Source organism: Streptomyces sp. NBC_00727 (assembly GCF_045161745.1).
In the GTDB taxonomy this organism is placed as follows: domain Bacteria; phylum Actinomycetota; class Actinomycetes; order Streptomycetales; family Streptomycetaceae; genus Streptomyces.
The window spans coordinates 1,268,627-1,282,222 of sequence record NZ_CP108981.1 but is presented as its reverse complement, the minus strand read 5'-3'; the positions used below and the strand labels follow the sequence as shown (position 1 = coordinate 1,282,222).

Genomic DNA, 13,596 nt, shown 5'->3' with positions numbered 1-13,596 from the left:
AAAGCCCCCCGGATTCCAGTTCCGGCCCGATAGCCGCGCCGGACAAGGCCGCCGCTCCCCGCAGGCGTCACGCGGCGAGAGCGGCGGGGCTCCTGGTGGCCGTGGCCGTCCTCGTGCTGGTGTGCCTCGCCTCCATCGGGATCGGCGCCAAGGCGCTGCCGCTCTCCGACGTGTGGCACGGCCTGTTCCACTACGCGGGAAGCGGCGACGACGTCCTCGTACGCAAGGTGCGAGTGCCCCGCACGGTGCTGGGGCTCCTCGTCGGTGCCGCGCTCGGCCTCGCCGGGGCGGTGATGCAGGCGCTGACCCGTAACCCGCTCGCGGAGCCCGGCATCCTCGGCGTCAACGCGGGGGCCTCGGCGGCCGTCGTCTCCGCCATCAGCTTCTTCGGCGTGACCTCGCTGACCGGCTATGTGTGGTTCGCCTTCGCGGGCGCCGCGATCGTGTCGGTGGCCGTGTACTTCCTCGGCGGGAGCCGCTCCTCGACGCCGGTGCGGCTCGCGCTCGCCGGGACGGCCGTCACCGCCGCGCTGTACGGGTACGTCAACGCCGTACAGCTGCTGGACTCCGCGTCGCTGGACCGGCTGCGGTTCTGGCAGGTCGGCTCGCTGGCCTCCGCGAACACCGAGACCGTCGGCAAGGTCTGGCCGTTCGTCGCGCTGGGCGTCCTGCTCACCGTGTTCATCGCGCGCCCGCTCAACGCCCTGGAGATGGGCGACGACACCGCCAGGGCGCTCGGCGCGAACCTGACCCGGACCCGCGTCCTCGCGATGCTCGCCGTCACCCTCCTGTGCGGGGCGGCGACCGCCGCGTGCGGGCCGATCGTCTTCATCGGGCTGATGATCCCGCACCTGGTGCGCGCCCTCACCGGACCGGACATGCGGTGGATCCTGCCGTACGCGGCCGTCCTCTCCCCGGTGCTGCTGCTCGGCGCGGACGTGGTGGGCCGGGTCGTCGCCCGGCCCTCCGAGCTCCAGGTCGGCATCGTCACCGCGCTGGTCGGCGGGCCCGTCTTCATCCACCTCGTACGACGCAAGAGGATGTCCCAGCTGTGAAGGCCACGACCACGAAGGCGACGGCACACGCCGCCGGTCCGGTGCGGGCCGTGCGCACGCCCGGCGGCTACTCGTTCCGGATGAACGTGCGGGCCGCCCTGGTCGTCCTGCTCCTGGCTCTCGTGGCGGTGGCCGCGGCGGTCGTCCTCATCGGCAGCGGCGACTTCTCGATGACGCCCGGCGAGGTCCTCACCACGCTCTTCGGCCACGGGACCTTCCAGCAGGAGTTCATCGTCACCGACCTCAGACTGCCCCGGGTGCTCGTCGGGCTCCTCGTCGGCGGCGCGCTCGGGGCCGGCGGGGCCGTCTTCCAGACCATCTCCCGCAACCCGCTCGGCAGCCCGGACGTGCTCGGCTTCGGGCAGGGCGCCACGGTCGGCGCGCTCACCGTGATCGTCGTCTTCCAGGGCGGCGCGGCGGCGGTCTCGGCCGGTGCGGTCATCGGCGGCCTGCTCACCGGTGTCACCGTCTACCTGCTGGCATGGAAGCGCGGGGTGCACGGCTTCCGGCTCGTCCTGGTGGGCATCGGCGCGGCCGCCATGCTGACCGCCGTGACCCATTACCTGATCACCAAGGCCAACCTGGTCGACGCGACGCGTGCCGTGGTCTGGATGACCGGCTCGCTCGACGGCCGGGACTGGGCGCAGGTCTGGCCGCTGCTGATCGTCTGCGCCGTGCTGCTCCCGCTGGTGTACGGGCACGGGCCGGCCCTGCGCGTCATGGAGATGGGCGACGACGCCGCGTACGCGCTCGGGGTACGCGTCGAACGCACCCGCCTCCTCCTCATGGGCTCCGCCGTCCTGCTCGTCGCCGTCGCCACGGCCGCCGCCGGGCCGATCGCCTTCGTCTCGCTGAGCGCCCCGCAGTTGGCGCGCCGGCTGACCCGCTCCACCGGCCCCAACCTGGTGGCCGCGACCTTCATGGGCGCGGCGCTGCTGCTCGTCGCCGACTGGATCGCGCTCGACGCGTTCGGCGACCGGCAGCTGCCCGTCGGTGTCGTCACCGGTGTGCTGGGCGGCTGCTATCTGGTGTGGCTGCTGGTGACCGAGCGCAAGGCGGGACGCATATGAAGTCCCCCGCCGCCGCCTCTTCCCGACCGTCCGACCCGCGACCGTCCGACCCCCGGAGTACGACCATGCAGCGCCTCACCGCGGACTCGGTGACCCTCGGCTACGACCAGCGGGTCATCGCGGAGAACCTCTCGGTCGAGATACCCGACCACTCGTTCACCGTGATCGTCGGCCCCAACGCCTGCGGCAAGTCGACGCTGCTGCGGGCGCTGTCCCGGATGCTGAAGCCGAGCCGGGGCCAGGTGCTGCTGGACGGGCAGTCGATCCACGGGCTGCCCGCGAAGAAGGTCGCGAAGACGCTGGGCCTGCTGCCGCAGTCCTCGATCGCGCCGGAGGGCATCACCGTCGCGGACCTCGTGGCGCGGGGGCGCTACCCGCACCAGGGGCTGCTGCGGCAGTGGTCGCCCGAGGACGAACGCGTCGTCCAGGAGTCGATGGCGTCCACGGGCGTCGGCGAGCTCGCCGATCGCTATGTCGACGAATTGTCCGGCGGTCAGCGCCAGCGCGTGTGGATCGCGATGGCCCTCGCCCAGCAGACGCCCCTGCTGCTGCTCGACGAGCCGACGACGTACCTCGACATCCAGCACCAGATCGACGTCCTCGACCTGTGCGCCGAGCTGCACGAGACCCAGGGGCGGACGCTGGTGGCCGTCCTGCACGACCTGAACCACGCGGCCCGGTACGCCACGCATCTCATCGCGATGCGCGGCGGGGAGGTCGTCGCGGAGGGGGCGCCGGGGGAGATCGTCACCGCGGAGCTGGTGGAGCGGGTGTTCGGGCTGCGGTGCCAGGTGATTCCGGATCCGGAGACGGGGACGCCGTTGGTCGTGCCCGCTGCTCGGGTGCGCGGGCCTGAAAAGACGTCCTCAATCGCCGGACGGGCTTGATTTTGGCCGGCGTGGGCTCGCCTGCCCAGCTCAAAGACGTCCTCAATCGTCGGACGGGCTTGATTTGGCTGATGCCGTCACAGCAGTGACTTCAGTTTGAGGAGGTCTCTGAAGCCTGCTTCCAGGCGGACCCGGCCCGAAGCCCATGCCTTGGCGAAGTTCAGGTCGCCGTCGACCATGGCGACCAGGTCGTCGCCGGTCATCGCGAGGCGGATCTCGGCCTTGTCGCGGGGCGAGCCCTCCAGGGTGTCCAGGACCTGGATGCGGCCGCCGGACAGGCGGCCGGTGAACGTGATGTCCAGGTCCCTGATGTGGCAGCTCAGCGAGCGGTCCAGGTCGGCGGCGCGGCGCACGTCGCCGTCCGCTCCCGCGAGGTTGTCGGAAAGTCTGTCGAGTGCGCTGCGGCACTCCGCCATGGTCGCCATCGTGATCGACGGTACCCCAGCCCTTCGCGGTAGCGTTTCCGCATGAGCGACCCGATGCCCGAGCCCGAGACGGACGCCCCGGCCGAGCCCGCGGGGCCCGCGCCCCTCGGTGTCGTACGGACCCCGACCGGCGACGCCGGGGTGGACGCCCTGCTGGAGCGGCTGGCCGATGCCGACCACCTCGCGGCGGACGGACACACCGAGGTGTACGAGGATGTACACCGGGGCCTGCGCGAGGTGCTGAGCGCGCTGGACGCCGGGCCCGCCCCCGCACCGGGACCCGCACGGGTGCCCCCGTACAACCACAGGAGCTGAACCGAACGTGGCAGGAGTCGCCCGTCGCCGTCTCGACGCCGAGCTGGTACGCCGCAAGCTCGCCCGCTCGCGCGAGCACGCGAGCCAGCTGATCGCGGCGGGCCGGGTGACCGTCGGCGGCAACACCGCCACCAAGCCGGCCACCCAGGTCGAGACCAGTGCCGCCGTCGTCGTCACCAAGGACGACAGCGACCCCGAGTACGTCTCGCGCGGCGGCCACAAGCTGGCCGGCGCCCTCGCCGCCTTCGTGCCTCTCGGGCTCGAGGTCGAGGGCCGGCGGGCGCTGGACGCGGGGGCGTCCACCGGCGGGTTCACCGATGTGCTGCTGCGCGCCGGGGCCGCGCGGGTGGTGGCCGTGGACGTCGGCTACGGGCAGCTCGCCTGGTCGCTCCAGTCCGACGCGCGCGTCGTGGTCAAGGACCGCACCAACGTGCGGGAACTGACCCTGGAGTCGATCGACGGGGAGCCGGTGGACCTGGTGGTGGGCGACCTGTCGTTCATCCCGCTCGGGCTCGTGCTGCCGGCCCTGGTCCGCTGCGCCGGCCCCGGTGCCGACCTGGTCCTCATGGTCAAACCGCAGTTCGAGGTCGGCAAGGAGCGCCTCGGCAGCGGCGGTGTGGTGCGCAGCCCCGAGCTGCGCGCCGAGGCGGTACGGGAGGTGGCCCGCCGGGCGTGGGCGCTGGGCCTGGGCGTCCGGGGCGTGACGGCCAGCCCGCTGCCGGGGCCCTCCGGGAACGTCGAGTACTTTCTGTGGCTGCGGGCCGGAGCACCGGAACTGGATCCCGCGGATGTCGACCGTGCAGTGGCGGAGGGGCCTCGTTGACGACGAATGCGGCACGAACAGTCTTCCTTTTGGCGCACACCGGCCGCCCGGCCGCGATCCGCAGCGCGGAACTCGTCGTCCAGGGGCTGCTCCGCAGCGGCCTGGGTGTGCGGGTCCTCGCCACGGAGGCGGCCGACCTGCCCCTGCCCTCGTCCGTCGAGACCGTCACCGACGCCACGCCCGAGGTCCTCAACGGCTGTGAGCTGCTGATCGTCCTCGGCGGCGACGGGACGCTGCTGCGCGGCGCCGAGCTCTCGCGCGCCTCCGGGGTGCCGATGCTCGGCGTCAACCTCGGCCGGGTCGGCTTCCTCGCCGAGGCCGAGCGCGACGACCTCGACAAGGTCGTCGACCGGGTCGTCACCCGGGCGTACACCGTCGAGGAGCGCATGACGATCGACGTCCTGGTGCACAGCAACGGCGACGTCGTACACACCGACTGGGCGCTCAACGAGGCGGCCGTGCAGAAGGTGTCGCCCGAGCGGATGCTCGAAGTCGTCCTGGAGATCGACGGCCGGCCGGTGACCGGGTTCGGCTGCGACGGCATCGTCTGCGCGACGCCCACCGGCTCGACCGCGTACGCCTTCTCGGCCGGCGGGCCCGTCGTCTGGCCCGAGGTCGAGGCGCTGCTGATGGTCCCGATCAGCGCCCACGCCCTGTTCGCCAAGCCGCTGGTGACCTCGCCGTCCTCGGTGCTCGCCGTCGAGGTCCAGCCGCACACCCCGCACGGGGTGCTGTGGTGCGACGGGCGCCGGACCGTCGAGCTGCCCCCGGGGGCGCGCGTCGAGGTGCGGCGCGGTGCCGTGCCCGTACGGCTGGCCCGACTGCACCAGGCATCGTTCACGGACCGCCTCGTCGCCAAGTTCGCCCTGCCCGTGTCGGGGTGGCGGGGCGCCCCCCACTGACCGTGCGATCCGGGCGCCCGGGCCGTGGCCCGTGTGCACGCGGGCCGGGAAACCTCGTATGGTCGTGTCCGTGTTGGAGGAGATGCGGATACGGTCGCTCGGGGTCATCGACGACGCGGTGGTGGAGCTGTCACCCGGTTTCACCGCGGTGACGGGCGAGACCGGCGCCGGCAAGACCATGGTCGTCACCAGCCTGGGGCTGCTGCTCGGCGGGCGTGCCGACCCCGCCCTGGTGCGGATCGGCGCCAAGGCCGCGGTCGTCGAGGGCCGGATCACGGTGGCCGAGGGCGACGCGGTGGCGCTGCGGGCCGAGGAGGCCGGGGCCGAGGTCGAGGACGGGGCGCTGCTCATCAGCCGCACCGTCTCCGCCGAGGGGCGCTCCCGGGCGCACCTGGGCGGCAGATCCGTGCCGGTGGGCGTGCTGTCCGAGCTGGCCGACGAACTCGTCGCCGTGCACGGCCAGACCGACCAGCAGGGCCTGCTCAAGCCCGCCCGGCAGCGGCAGGCCCTCGACCGGTACGCGGGCGACGGCGTCGCCGTCCCGCTGGCGAAGTACGCGGCGGCCCACCGGCGGCTGCGGAACGTCGCCGCGGAGCTGGACGAGCTGACCACGCGCGCCCGCGAACGCGCCCAGGAGGCCGACCTCCTGCGCTTCGGGCTGAACGAGGTCGCCGCCGTCGAACCGCTGCCCGGCGAGGACACCGAGCTGGCCGCCGAGGCCCAGCGGCTCGGCCACGCCGACGCGCTCGCCTCCGCCGCCGCCCTCGCGCACACCGCGCTGGCCGGCAACCCGGAGGACCCGGAGGCCCTGGACGCCACGACCGTGGTGGCCGCCGCCCGGCAGGCCCTCGACGGGGTGCGCGCGCACGACCCGGCGCTCGCCTCGCTCGCCGACCGGGTCGGCGAGATCTCCATCCTGCTCGCCGACGTCTCGGGCGAACTGTCCGGTTACGCGGACCAGCTGGACGCCGACCCGCTGCGGCTCGCCGCCGTCGAGGAGCGGCGCGCCGCGCTCACCGCCCTCACCCGCAAGTACGGCGAGGACATCACCGCCGTACTCGCCTGGGCGCAGGAGGGCGCGGAGCGGCTCACCGAGCTGGAGGGCGACGACGACCGGATCGGGGAGCTGACCGCCGAGCGGGACGCGCTGCGCGCCGAACTCTCCGGCCTCGGGCAGGCGTTGACCGACGCCCGGACGGCCGCCGCCGCGTCCTTCGCGGAGGCGGTGACCGAGGAGCTGGCGTCCCTCGCCATGCCGCACGCCCGGGTGTCCTTCGACATCCGGCAGACCGACGCGGCGGACGAGGCGTCCGGCATCGAGATCAGCGGCCGCAATGTGGCCTACGGCCCGTCCGGCGCCGACGAGGTCGAACTGCTGCTGGCCCCGCACCCCGGCGCCCAGCCCCGGCCGATCGCCAAGGGCGCCTCGGGCGGTGAGCTGTCCCGGGTGATGCTCGCGGTCGAGGTGGTCTTCGCGGGTTCCGACCCCGTGCCCACGTACCTCTTCGACGAGGTCGACGCGGGCGTCGGCGGCAAGGCGGCCGTCGAGGTCGGTCGGCGGCTCGCCAAGCTGGCGAAGTCCGCCCAGGTCGTCGTCGTGACGCACCTGCCGCAGGTGGCCGCGTTCGCCGACCGGCAGCTGCTGGTCGAGAAGACCGTGGACGGCTCGGTGACCAGCAGCGGCGTCACCGTCCTGGAGGGCGAGGACCGGGTACGGGAGCTGTCCCGGATGCTCGCGGGCCAGGAGGACTCCGAGACCGCCCGCGCCCACGCCGAGGAACTGCTCGCCACGGCCCGCGCCGACGCGTAGGGCTTGGTGCGGCCGGGGTCGCTTCGAGCGGTCCCGGCCGCACGGTCCGCCGTACGGGTGTCGCGGCGCCGTACACGCTTTCACCCGTGCGGGTGGTGTGGGGTGCCCGTTTTGTCGCGATGAGCACCGGAGTAACGGTTCCGTCGTGCCGGAACGTGCGTACGGACTGGCATCCTTGGCCGTGTTCGTACCCCCGACTCGGGAGCCCCGGGAGCCAATCGACGTGTCACAGCTGCGCACGGTCCAGGTACTCGGCGGCGGCAGTGCCGGCAGCAGCGCGCATGCCGGCTCGCTGGCCGCCGGGCTGATCGCGCGGGGGGTGAGGGTCACGGTCTGCGCGCCGGCCGCGCTGGACCGCACCCACGACTTCACCGCCAAGGGCGCCCACTTCGCGCCCGTGCCCCGGCGCAGCGACCCGGCGGCCGTCGCCGCGCTCCGTGCCGCCTGCGCCGGTGCGGACGTCGTCCACGCGCACGGCCTGCACGCCGCCGTGCGGGCCGCCCTGGCGATCGGCGGCCGGCACATCCCCCTCGTCGTCACCTGGCACACCCGGGCCCACGCCGAAGGGGCCCGCCGCAGCCTGCTGCACCTGCTGGAGCGAAGAGCCGTCCGGGCGGCGGCCGTTGTGCTCGCCACCTCCTCCGACCTGGTCGACCGGGCCCGCGCCCGGGGCGCCCGCGATGCGCGCCTCGCGCCCGTCGCCGCACCCCGCCCACCGCTGCCCGCCGCGCCGCCCGCCGACAAGGTGCGTGCCGAACTCGGTGTGGTCGAGCGGCCGTTGATCGTCGCGCTCGGCACTCTCGTACCGCATCACGGCTACGGCACCCTGCTCGACGCGGCGGCCGCGTGGCGCCTGTTGGACCCGGTACCGCTGGTGGCCGTCGTCGGCGAGGGGCGGGAGCGGGCGTCCCTGCGGCGGCGGATCGCGGCGGAGGGCCTGCCCGTCGAGCTGCTCGGTGACCGTTCCGACGCCGCCGCGCTCCTCGCCGCCGCCGACGTGGCCGTCCTGCCCAGCCGCTGGGAGTCCCGCTCGACGGTCGCCCAGCAGGCGCTGCGGGCCGGGGTGCCCCTGGTCGCCACGGCGGTCGGCGGCACGCCCGAACTCGTGGGGGACGCGGCGGTCCTCGTGCCGTACGCGGACGCCGAGGCGCTGGCCGTCGAGGTGGCCCGGCTGCTGGGCGACCCGGCCGAACGGGACCGGCTGGCCGCCGACGGGGCGCGGCAGGCGGCGAGTTGGCCGACCGAGGACGACACCGTGGCCCAGGTGCTGTCCGTGTACGACGAGCTGGTCCAGCCGCGTTGACAGCCCCCTGACCGGCTGCGATCTTGAAAATAGGGACCGGGCAGCTGGGGAGGGCGCATGGGCGAGGAAACGCAGGCGTACGGGGACGGGGGCACCGCCGTCGGCGTGTTGCCCGGGCCCCTCGTCTCCACGGACTGGCTCGCCGCGCACCTCGGCGCTCCCGGGCTGCTGGTGTTCGACGCCTCGGCCGGCGCCCCCGGGCCGGTGCTCGACGCGTCGGGCGGCGCGCGCCGGGGGAGCGGGACGCGGATCGTGGGGGCCCGGGTCTTCGACATCGACGGCGCGCTCTCCGACCCCACGGCGAAGGTGCCGCACACCATGCCGGACGCCGCCCGGTTCACCGACGGGATGCGGGCGCTCGGCCTGAACGACACGGACACCGTCGTCGTGTACGACACCGCCGGGATCCACTCCAGCGCCCGGGCCTGGTGGATGCTCCGCGCCATGGGCTTCGACCGGGCCGCCGTGCTCGACGGGGGCCTGCCCGCCTGGACCGCCGCCGGACTGCCGGTCGACGAGGGGGCGCCCGGACCCGTCCCCGCGCGCGGGGACTTCACGGCCCGGCCCCGGCCCGGGCTCCTGGTGGACGCCGGCACGGTGGCGGAGGCGCTGGCCGACCCGGACGCGGCGGTGCTCGACGCCAGGACCCGGGGGCGGTTCGAGGGCACGGAGCCCGAACCGCGTGCCGGGCTGCGCGGCGGCCATATGCCGGGCTCCGTCAGCCTGCCGTTCGGCCGGCTCCAGGACGAGGGGCGGATGCTGCCGCCCGACGAGCTGCGCGCCGCGTTCGCCGGTGCGGCCGGCGACCGGGAGCGGCTGTACTTCAGCTGCGGCTCGGGCGTGACCGCCTGCGTGCTGGCGCTCGGGGCCCAGCTGGCCGGCTACCGGGGGACGGCCGTGTACGACGGGTCCTGGAGCGAGTGGGGGCTGCCCGCGGCGGACTCGGCGGACGAGGCGGACCGGCCGGTCGTGACGGGCCCGGGCGAGCGCTGACACGGCTCCGCCCGGCTGCCGGAGAGCGGCAGCCGGGCGGGACACGAGCGGACCGGGTCCGTCAGCCCACGTACGCACCGCTCGCCGTCAGGCGCAGGGCCGTGTCGATCAGGGGGACGTGGCTGAACGCCTGCGGGAAGTTGCCCACCTGGCGCTGGAGACGTGCGTCCCACTCCTCGGCCAGCAGGCCCAGGTCGTTGCGGAGCGACAGCAGCTTCTCGAAGAGCCGGCGGGCCTCGTCGACCCGGCCGATCATCGCCAGGTCGTCCGCCAGCCAGAACGAGCAGGCCAGGAACGCGCCCTCGTCGCCCTCCAGGCCGTCCACGCCCGCGTCGTCGCCCGCGGTCGGGTAGCGCAGGACGAAGCCGTCCTCCGTGGACAGCTCCCGCTGGATCGCCTCGATGGTGCCGATGACCCGCTTGTCGTCGGGCGGCAGGAAGCCCATCTGCGGGATCAGCAGCAGGGAGGCGTCCAGCTCCTTCGACCCGTACGACTGGGTGAAGGTGTTGCGCTCGGGGTCGTAGCCCCGCTCGCAGACGTCGCGGTGGATCTCGTCGCGCAGGTCGTGCAGCCGCTCCAGCGGCCCTTCCGCGTCGCCGGACTCGATGAGCTTGATGGTCCGGTCGACGGCGACCCAGGCCATCACCTTGGAGTGCACGAAGTGACGGCGCGGCCCGCGCACCTCCCAGATGCCCTCGTCGGGCTCGCCCCAGTGCTTCTCCAGGTACTCGATCAGCTTGAGCTGGAGCCCGGTGGCGTAGTCGTTGCGGGCCAGGCCCGTCATGTGCGCGAGGTGCAGCGCCTCGGTGACCTCGCCGTACACGTCCAGCTGGAGCTGGCCCGCGGCGCCGTTGCCGACCCGGACCGGGGCGGAGCCCTCGTAGCCGGGCAGCCACTCCAGCTCCGCCTCGCCGAGCTCCCGCTCACCGGCGATCCCGTACATGATCTGCAGGTTCTCCGGGTCGCCGGCCACCGCGCGCAGCAGCCACTCGCGCCAGGCACGGGCCTCCTCGCGGTAGCCCGTGCGCAGCAGCGAGGAGAGGGTGATCGCGGCGTCGCGCAGCCAGGTGTAGCGGTAGTCCCAGTTCCGGGAGCCGCCGATGTCCTCGGGGAGCGAGGTGGTCGGCGCGGCGACGATGCCGCCGGTCGGCGCGTACGTCAGGGCCTTCAGCGTGATCAGCGAGCGGACCACCGCCTCGCGGTAGGGCCCGTGGTACGTGCACTGCTCGACCCACTCGCGCCAGAAGTCCGCGGTCGCCTCCAGCGAGCCGTCCGGGTCCGGGAGCGCGGGCGGCTGGCGGTGCGAGGGCTGCCAGCTGATGGTGAACGCGATCCGGTCACCGGGGGCGACGGTGAAGTCGGAGTACGTGGTCAGGTTCTCCCCGTAGGTGTCGACGGGGGTGTCCAGCCACACCGAGTCCGGGCCGGCGACGGCGACCGTACGGGAGTCCACCTTGTGCACCCAGGGGGTGACACGGCCGTAGCTGAACCGCATGCGCAGCTCCGAACGCATCGGCACCCGGCCGCTGACGCCCTCCACGATGCGGATCAGCTGCGGCGCGCCGTCGCGCGGCGGCATGAAGTCGGTCACTCTGACCGTGCCGCGCGGCGTGTCCCACTCCGATTCGAGGATGAGGGAGTCCCCGCGGTAGCGGCGGCGGTCGGCCGGGGGAGGCTCGGTGCCCTCCGGGTAGGCCGGTCCCAGACGCCAGAAACCGTGTTCGTCGGTGCCCAGGAGCCCCGCGAAAATGGCGTGTGAATCGAAGCGGGGCAGGCACAGCCAGTCGGCTGTACCGTCCCGGCAGACCAGGGCGGCGGTCTGCATGTCTCCGATGAGTGCGTAATCCTCGATGCGCCCGGCCACGTGCATCTCCAGTCGAACGGCCATGTCGCCCCGTGGGGCGCTTACTGCGGGTCAAGAGGTCGTAGCAAGGGGTTGTGGTGGGGGAACCTGCGAGCTGCTGCCTCGCCCGAGCGAGTGTCCGAGCAGGATACGACGCACCCGGGTGGTCCGCGCGACCCTCTCGCCAACCGGGCTGCGCCGATCGAGTGGGGTGCGAGTGGCACACCTGACTCGCACGGCGCTCGCGCGGCGGGTGGCCGGAAGCGGTCTCCCCCTGTCGCTGATACCCTGGTAGCCCGTGGACCGGTGGTCGTCGGCGACAGTGGACGAGGCCCCCGAACCGCAGCGACGGCATCTCCGGAATTCTCCGGACGGCAAGCCGGTACGCACCTCATGATCGCGACCACGGGAGCCCCCTTTGGCTATGCAGCCCACATCCACGACGACCAAGCACATCTTCGTCACCGGGGGTGTCGCCTCTTCCCTCGGCAAGGGTCTGACTGCCTCCAGCCTCGGCGCCCTGCTCAAGGCGCGCGGTCTCCGGGTCACCATGCAGAAGCTCGACCCGTACCTGAACGTCGACCCGGGCACGATGAACCCGTTCCAGCACGGCGAGGTCTTCGTGACCAACGACGGCGCGGAGACGGACCTCGACATCGGCCACTACGAGCGCTTCCTCGACGTGGACCTCGACGGTTCGGCCAACGTCACCACCGGCCAGGTCTACTCGCAGGTCATCGCCAAGGAGCGGCGCGGCGAGTACCTCGGCGACACCGTGCAGGTCATCCCGCACATCACCAACGAGATCAAGCACCGCATCCGCCGGATGGCCACCGACGACGTCGACGTGGTCATCACCGAGGTCGGCGGCACCGTCGGCGACATCGAGTCGCTGCCGTTCCTGGAGACCGTCCGCCAGGTCCGCCACGAGGTCGGCCGGGACAACGTCTTCGTCGTGCACATCTCGCTGCTGCCCTACATCGGCCCCTCGGGCGAGCTGAAGACCAAGCCCACCCAGCACTCCGTGGCCGCCCTGCGCAACATCGGTATCCAGCCGGACGCCATCGTGCTCCGCGCCGACCGTGACGTGCCGGCCGCCATCAAGCGCAAGATCTCGCTGATGTGCGACGTCGACGAGGCCGCCGTGGTGGCCTGCCCGGACGCGAGGTCGATCTACGACATCCCGAAGGTGCTGCACTCCGAGGGCCTGGACGCCTACGTCGTGCGCAAGCTCGACCTGCCGTTCCGCGACGTCGACTGGACCACCTGGGGCGACCTGCTGGACCGTGTCCACAACCCCGACCACGAGGTCACCGTCGCCCTGGTCGGCAAGTACATCGACCTGCCCGACGCCTACCTCTCGGTCACCGAGGCCATCCGGGCCGGCGGCTTCGCCAACAAGGCCCGTGTCAAGGTCAAGTGGGTCGCGTCCGACGACTGCAAGACCCCGACCGGCGCCAAGAAGCAGCTCGGCGACGTCGACGCGATCTGCATCCCCGGCGGTTTCGGCGAGCGCGGCGTGGTCGGCAAGGTCGGCGCGATCCAGTACGCCCGCGAGAACAAGGTGCCGCTGCTCGGCCTCTGCCTGGGCCTCCAGTGCATCGTGATCGAGGCGGCGCGCAACCTCGCCGAGATCCCCGACGCCAACTCCACCGAGTTCGACGCCGCGACCTCGCACCCCGTCATCTCGACGATGGAGGAGCAGCTCGCGTACGTCGAGGGCGCGGGCGACCTGGGCGGCACCATGCGGCTCGGCCTGTACCCGGCGAAGCTCGCCGAGGGCTCGCTGGTGCGCGAGGCGTACGACGACCAGCCGTACGTGGAGGAGCGCCACCGCCACCGCTACGAGGTCAACAACGCCTACCGCGCCGAGCTGGAGAAGAAGGCCGGACTGGTCTTCTCCGGCACCTCCCCGGACAACAAGCTCGTCGAGTACGTCGAGTACCCGCGCGCGACGCACCCCTACCTGGTCGCCACCCAGGCGCACCCGGAGCTGCGCTCCCGCCCGACCCGCCCGCACCCGCTCTTCGCCGGCCTGGTGAAGGCGGCCGTCGCCCGCAAGACGGGCGCCGCGGCCGGGGGCGAGCAGGGCAAGTAGGCGGCTCCTCCGCAGGCGTTACGGTTGACCGGGGCGCGTGTCCGATCAGGGACGCGGGCTCCGGTCATCGTT

12 protein-coding genes are annotated in these 13,596 nt (G+C 73.2%); 10 read left to right on the top strand and 2 right to left on the bottom strand.

Annotated features, from left to right (window positions below):
- Positions 1-95: 95 nt before the first annotated feature.
- The 3 genes from OG242_RS05605 (at position 96) to OG242_RS05595 (ending at position 3,012) form a co-directional block, all read left to right on the top strand.
- The gene (locus OG242_RS05605; RefSeq protein ID WP_405901515.1) at positions 96-1,055 is read left to right on the top strand and encodes a FecCD family ABC transporter permease; all 960 of its coding nucleotides are present in this window, start codon (positions 96-98) and stop codon (positions 1,053-1,055) included.
- Positions 1,052-2,125 carry a FecCD family ABC transporter permease gene (locus tag OG242_RS05600; RefSeq protein ID WP_405897084.1) on the top strand — a complete coding sequence of 358 codons (1,074 nt, stop codon included), beginning with the start codon at positions 1,052-1,054 and terminating at the stop codon, positions 2,123-2,125. The genes OG242_RS05605 and OG242_RS05600 overlap by 4 nt, the downstream gene beginning before the upstream one ends.
- A 65-nt stretch (positions 2,126-2,190) precedes the next feature.
- Positions 2,191-3,012: an ABC transporter ATP-binding protein gene (locus OG242_RS05595; RefSeq protein WP_405897083.1), complete on the top strand. Its 822-nt coding sequence runs from the start codon at positions 2,191-2,193 to the stop codon at positions 3,010-3,012.
- A 77-nt stretch (positions 3,013-3,089) separates the two neighbouring features.
- Here the strand turns inward: OG242_RS05595 and OG242_RS05590 are convergent, their stop codons facing one another.
- On the bottom strand, positions 3,090-3,437 hold the full coding sequence (locus tag OG242_RS05590; protein WP_405897082.1) for an SCP2 sterol-binding domain-containing protein: 348 nt from the start codon (positions 3,435-3,437) through the stop codon (positions 3,090-3,092).
- A gap of 54 nt (positions 3,438-3,491) precedes the next feature.
- Here OG242_RS05590 and OG242_RS05585 point away from each other — a divergent pair, with 54 nt between their 5' ends.
- The 6 genes from OG242_RS05585 to OG242_RS05560 all read left to right on the top strand — a co-directional run bounded on the left by OG242_RS05585 (position 3,492) and on the right by OG242_RS05560 (position 9,583).
- Complete coding sequence (locus OG242_RS05585; RefSeq protein ID WP_405901514.1) at positions 3,492-3,752, top strand: hypothetical protein; 261 nt, start codon at positions 3,492-3,494, stop codon at positions 3,750-3,752.
- 7 nt (positions 3,753-3,759) lie between these two features.
- On the top strand, positions 3,760-4,575 hold the full coding sequence (locus tag OG242_RS05580; protein ID WP_405897081.1) for a TlyA family RNA methyltransferase: 816 nt from the start codon (positions 3,760-3,762) through the stop codon (positions 4,573-4,575).
- The gene (locus OG242_RS05575) at positions 4,572-5,477 is read left to right on the top strand and encodes an NAD kinase (protein ID WP_405897080.1); all 906 of its coding nucleotides are present in this window, start codon (positions 4,572-4,574) and stop codon (positions 5,475-5,477) included. The genes OG242_RS05580 and OG242_RS05575 overlap by 4 nt, the downstream gene beginning before the upstream one ends.
- Positions 5,478-5,535: 58 nt before the next feature.
- Entirely contained in the window at positions 5,536-7,287 is a 1,752-nt protein-coding gene (recN, locus tag OG242_RS05570; RefSeq protein WP_405897079.1) for a DNA repair protein RecN, read from the top strand.
- Positions 7,288-7,510: 223 nt separating this feature from the next.
- Positions 7,511-8,590 (top strand): glycosyltransferase family 4 protein, encoded by a 1,080-nt coding sequence (locus OG242_RS05565; protein WP_405897078.1) that lies wholly within the window; start codon positions 7,511-7,513, stop codon positions 8,588-8,590.
- A 57-nt stretch (positions 8,591-8,647) separates the two neighbouring features.
- On the top strand, positions 8,648-9,583 hold the full coding sequence (locus OG242_RS05560) for a sulfurtransferase (RefSeq protein ID WP_405897077.1): 936 nt from the start codon (positions 8,648-8,650) through the stop codon (positions 9,581-9,583).
- A gap of 61 nt (positions 9,584-9,644) precedes the next feature.
- Here the strand turns inward: OG242_RS05560 and OG242_RS05555 are convergent, their stop codons facing one another.
- On the bottom strand, positions 9,645-11,471 hold the full coding sequence (locus OG242_RS05555; RefSeq protein WP_405897076.1) for a glycoside hydrolase family 15 protein: 1,827 nt from the start codon (positions 11,469-11,471) through the stop codon (positions 9,645-9,647).
- Between the two features lie 379 nt (positions 11,472-11,850).
- Between OG242_RS05555 and OG242_RS05550 the strand changes: the two genes are divergently transcribed.
- Complete coding sequence (locus OG242_RS05550) at positions 11,851-13,524, top strand: CTP synthase (RefSeq protein WP_405897075.1); 1,674 nt, start codon at positions 11,851-11,853, stop codon at positions 13,522-13,524.
- Positions 13,525-13,596 lie beyond the last annotated feature (72 nt).

What these genes read in the sequence shown, in the direction of transcription:
- OG242_RS05585 (WP_405901514.1), top strand. Translation starts at nt 3,492, where the DNA reads ATGCCCGAGCCCGAGACGGACGCCCCGGCCGAGCCCGCGGGGCCCGCG.
- OG242_RS05555 (WP_405897076.1), bottom strand. Translation starts at nt 11,471, where the DNA reads ATGGCCGTTCGACTGGAGATGCACGTGGCCGGGCGCATCGAGGATTAC.
- OG242_RS05550 (WP_405897075.1), top strand. Translation starts at nt 11,851, where the DNA reads ATGCAGCCCACATCCACGACGACCAAGCACATCTTCGTCACCGGGGGT.
- recN (WP_405897079.1), top strand. Translation starts at nt 5,536, where the DNA reads ATGGTCGTGTCCGTGTTGGAGGAGATGCGGATACGGTCGCTCGGGGTC.
- OG242_RS05590 (WP_405897082.1), bottom strand. Translation starts at nt 3,437, where the DNA reads ATGGCGACCATGGCGGAGTGCCGCAGCGCACTCGACAGACTTTCCGAC.
- OG242_RS05595 (WP_405897083.1), top strand. Translation starts at nt 2,191, where the DNA reads ATGCAGCGCCTCACCGCGGACTCGGTGACCCTCGGCTACGACCAGCGG.
- OG242_RS05560 (WP_405897077.1), top strand. Translation starts at nt 8,648, where the DNA reads ATGGGCGAGGAAACGCAGGCGTACGGGGACGGGGGCACCGCCGTCGGC.